Raw genomic sequence first — 4,181 nt, forward strand, 5'->3', positions numbered from 1 at the left:
CCCCCTTAGCCTGATGATCATAGCGAGTTGGCCCCACCCCTTCCCATCCCGAACAGGACCGTGAAACAACTCCACGCCGATGATAGTGCAGATACCTGTGTGAAAGTAGGTAATCGTCAGGCTCCCCATTCGTAGAAAACCCCGCTCATCGAGCGGGGTTTTTTGCTTTCCGACGACGGAAAATGCATCTGAACGAGGCCTCGGCGGGTCGACGCAGGCCAGTGCGCCGGCACGAGCGTCACGCGGCTGCGAGCTCGATGCATACACTCGCTCAGATGGTCGCCAGACCAAGATTATTCCAGGCAGCGCCATGCCCCTTCGGCATCGGCACCTTCGCCGCCCGATCTATCGGGCCGGCAGCGAAACGACACTATCGGTTGGAGATAGCGCTTGGGAAGTGGCGCGATCTGTCCGGGCGGTTGGCAAGCCGATGCCATTGCCCCGCGCCGCTGCGCGTCCGATGACGCGCGTCGTCCGTTGCTTGTTTTGTGCAGTTGAGCCGAGCCCGACGCCGATTCACAAGCGCATCGCTACGCAAACGACGCAATGACGGCGGAGGTGATGAACCGCGCCCGCCTTGGAACGGCTGCTTCCTTGAAGGCGCACCTGACACTTATCGCTGCGACCTGTCAGTGGATGCAGCCCGATGAGGTCACTCCCGACGCCGTTCCTGACACGTTTGGGCTTGCGGCACTCGTCGTCGTGAAGTATGGATGCTGCCCCGTCGCATCGCCCTGTGTCGCCACGTTCGTGCACTGACGCATGCGCCGGTCAGCGCATCCGGCACCAAATACATGATGCGGTCCGACCAGCAGCGTGGCGAATCGTTTCGAGGAACCACACGTCACGCGCATCGACTACGCCGCACGGCGGTACTCAACGCTCAGCTTACTGCGTGTTTGCAAGCGCGGCGAGGTTGGCGCGAGGGGGGCTGGTAACCGGCTGTGACGTTCGTGACTGCCGCGATATCGGTACGAGGGAGGCTGGTGTCTGGCTGTGACGTTCGCGATTGCCGCGATATCGGTGCGAGGGAGGCTAGTGTCTGGCTGTAACGTTCGCGGTGTCCGCCGTATCGTTACGAGGGAGGCTGGTGTCTGGCTCTAACATTCGCGACTGCGGCGACGACGATACGAGGGAGGCCAGCGTCCGGCTGTAGCGCTCGCGACCGCCGCGATGTCGGTACAAGCCAGGCTGGCGTCCGGCTGCAGCGTTCGCGACCGCCGCGCTGTCGGTATGAGGCGCGTTGGCCTCTGACCAAGGCGTTCGCGAGTGCCGCAGTGTCGGCACAAGGCGGCTAGCGTCTGGGCGGCGAGCTTGTTGGCAGGTATTCGTTACGACTGCGGTGCGCGCGTCGTTCCTATGGCCGCCACGTGCCGCTCGACGCCGGCGGTGGCGATAGCGCCGTGATCGCCACCGTCAGCCTCGCGTATCGACCGAGCTGGATGGCGATTCGAGGTACCGCGCCGAGAGCGGCGCCAGGTCACGAATCACAGGATGTCGCATACCGTGACGTTCCGCTAGGTTGACGCCAGTGACGGCGCCGCCGTGCACGGGGCAAGCCGCGTCCGGTGGCAGCAGCAGTGGCAGTGGCAGTGGCAGTGGCAGTGGCAGTGGCAGGGCCGCGCCAGCCGAATGCCCGTCCAGCGCGCCGCCCTTTCACCCGCACATCGTCGTCCGCGGACCCCTCAATCCCCAATAGGTTCTGTCTGCGCTGCTGCCGCTGAAATAACGTCGAGTCGGCGGCTCTACAAAATCAGCGTATGGCAGTCCGTGCTCGCCTCTTGGCAACGTCGCAAGCAGATGACCGCTGCGCTCCTGCTCTACTGCGCATGGCCGCTGTCTTGAAATTGCAACGCGTTATCTGAAATGCGGGTATTCCCTGACACGAAGTGATCTTTAGTTAGGCATGCAGACTACCGAAACTTTTTTGCGGTGCGGAAATGTTGCAAAGTCGGTCTCCACGAAGTGGCTGAACGCGTGCCACTGCGGACTGCGACCGGACTGATTGAGAGGAGGTGACGATGACCTGAACGTGCAATTGCGAAGCGAAAAAACGGGCGCGTAGCCGTTGACTCGCGAGGGTCGACCCGTTGCGAAACGTGCCGCGCGTTGCATCACAGACCGTATCAAGAACTTCACACATGCCATGCCTATCTTGTGCAAGCCAGCCGTGAGCGTCCCTGAGCACGTCGTCACCCTCGCTCAGACGCTGGAGCTCTGCAACACGATCCACGCTGACCATCCCCAGCTCGAACTCGCCCTGCGCCTCCTGCGCAATACCGGGGTGCAGACCAGACATTTCGTGCGTCCGCTCGAGGAGACACTGAGTCATCCTGGATTGACGGAAAGGAACCGCCTCTACCAGGAGCATTCGAAGTTGCGCGTGCCGCCAGTCATCCATGAGGCGTTGTCGAACGCTTCGCTTGGCGCGGAGGACATCGATGCGATCGTATACGTGTCGTGCACGGGTTTCCTGATGCCGTCGATGACCGCGCATCTCGTCAATGAAATGGGCTTTCGCTCGGATACGCGCCAGATCCCGATCGCACAGCTTGGCTGCGCTGCTGGGGGCGCGGCGATCAACCAGGCCTTTACGTTCTGCACCGCGTTCCCGGACGCAAACGTGCTGATCGTGGCATGCGAGTTCTGTTCCCTGTGCTATCAGCCGACCGACAAGGGGGTAGGCAACCTGCTCTCGAACGGATTGTTCGGCGACGCGGTGGCCGCTGCGGTGGTGAGAGCGCGGGGCGGTGCGGGCCCGCGCCTGGAACGGACGGCAAGTTATCTGATCCCGCATACGGAAGACTGGATCTGCTACGAGGTGAAGGAGACCGGCTTCCATTTCCGGCTCGACAAGCGGGTGCCGAAGACGATGGAGCCGCTCGCCCCGAGCATGCGCGCGTTGGCGCAAGCGCATGGCATGGATGCGTCGAAACTGGGCTTTTACATCATCCATGCAGGTGGACCACGCATCCTCGACGATCTCGCCCTTTTCCTGAACGTCGATCGCGACCGGTTCCGCTACAGCCGCGCGACGCTGACGAGCTACGGGAACATCGCCAGCGCGGTCGTGTTCGATGCGCTGCGGCGCGCATTCGAAGACGGCGAGGTGCGCGAGGGCGCGACCGGGATGATCGCCGGCTTCGGCCCCGGCATTACGGCCGAGATCTGTGTCGGCCATTGGGCCGAGGACGCGTTCCCGGCAGCCGCCTGAGCGCGGTCCCCGACATGCGTGGCGGGTATCCGGTAGTGGCCGTCGCATGACGGACCGCACGGAACAGGCGCCGAAAAATTGAGCGGCGTCCTCACGCGCGGTTCATTGCGCGCCCGTGCTGTCGCCGCGCGCTGGTGGCCAGTGGAGCATGCTGCTTGAGGGGATCCCGGTCGACGACGCAGCGGATCGAACACGGCCGCCCGCGATTATGCCGTCGCCAGGGGCGCCGCCGGGATGCGGCGTCGGCGTTGGGTCAACGGTTGCGGGTGCCGGCGCGTCGTGGCCGGCTTCGGCAACGTGCACGGCACGCTACGCGCAGACCAGCCAAGCCTGTGCGGCTAATTGCGGTGTAGACGTGCCTGCGGCACTGCCGCCAGGCAGCCCGTCAATCGCGTGCGATGCGTGTCCGGGATGCGCCGCCAGCCGTTTCTCACTGCGTCCGGCAGCCGGGCAAGTGGACGCTGGCGGCCGGCAAAGGCAACGCCGTCGTGCTCCGCACGCTTGATCGAGGGGCTGCCGACACGTCAGGCACCGGAACCGCTGTGCGGCAGGCGCTGCGCCGTGGTCGCGACATCGCAAAGGGTATCCTGTGCATCGGCCTCGCACCACGCGCTATCGTAGCCCCGGTCCGAGCGTGCGGCAGGCGCAAGGCAGTGGCGCCGTTGCCTTCGAAAGAGAGGAGAGCGGGGGCGAGCCGACATGCAGCGACGCCGCGCGGGATGGCGCGGCCGCTTGCGACGCAGCGACCGGACCCATTCGACCGTCCCTCGCCGGGCGCGAATAGACCGTATCCGCAGCGCCCGCGATTGGCTGGTGGCATTTCCGGCGGCGCATTAGGAGACGGGGGCAACGTTGCCACGGCGACCTCGGAATGCACCGCTCGGCGCGCAAGCTGTTGGAGCCGAAAGGCCGGAGACGAAAGCCCGCAGACGAAAGCCCACAGACGAAAGCCCACAGACGAAAGCCC

Annotated in this window: 1 protein-coding gene and 1 rRNA gene; both read left to right on the forward strand. The window is 64.5% G+C overall.

Annotated elements, in window-relative coordinates; translation table 11 throughout:
- Window positions 1-9: 9 nt before the first annotated feature.
- Window positions 10-122, forward strand: a 5S ribosomal RNA gene (gene rrf / locus BLU54_RS22920).
- A gap of 2,024 nt (window positions 123-2,146) precedes the next feature.
- Window positions 2,147-3,214: a type III polyketide synthase gene (locus BLU54_RS22930; RefSeq protein ID WP_091913518.1), complete on the forward strand. Its 1,068-nt coding sequence runs from the start codon at window positions 2,147-2,149 to the stop codon at window positions 3,212-3,214.
- Window positions 3,215-4,181 lie beyond the last annotated feature (967 nt).

This window comes from Chitinasiproducens palmae (assembly GCF_900095735.1).
Taxonomy (GTDB): domain Bacteria; phylum Pseudomonadota; class Gammaproteobacteria; order Burkholderiales; family Burkholderiaceae; genus Chitinasiproducens; species Chitinasiproducens palmae.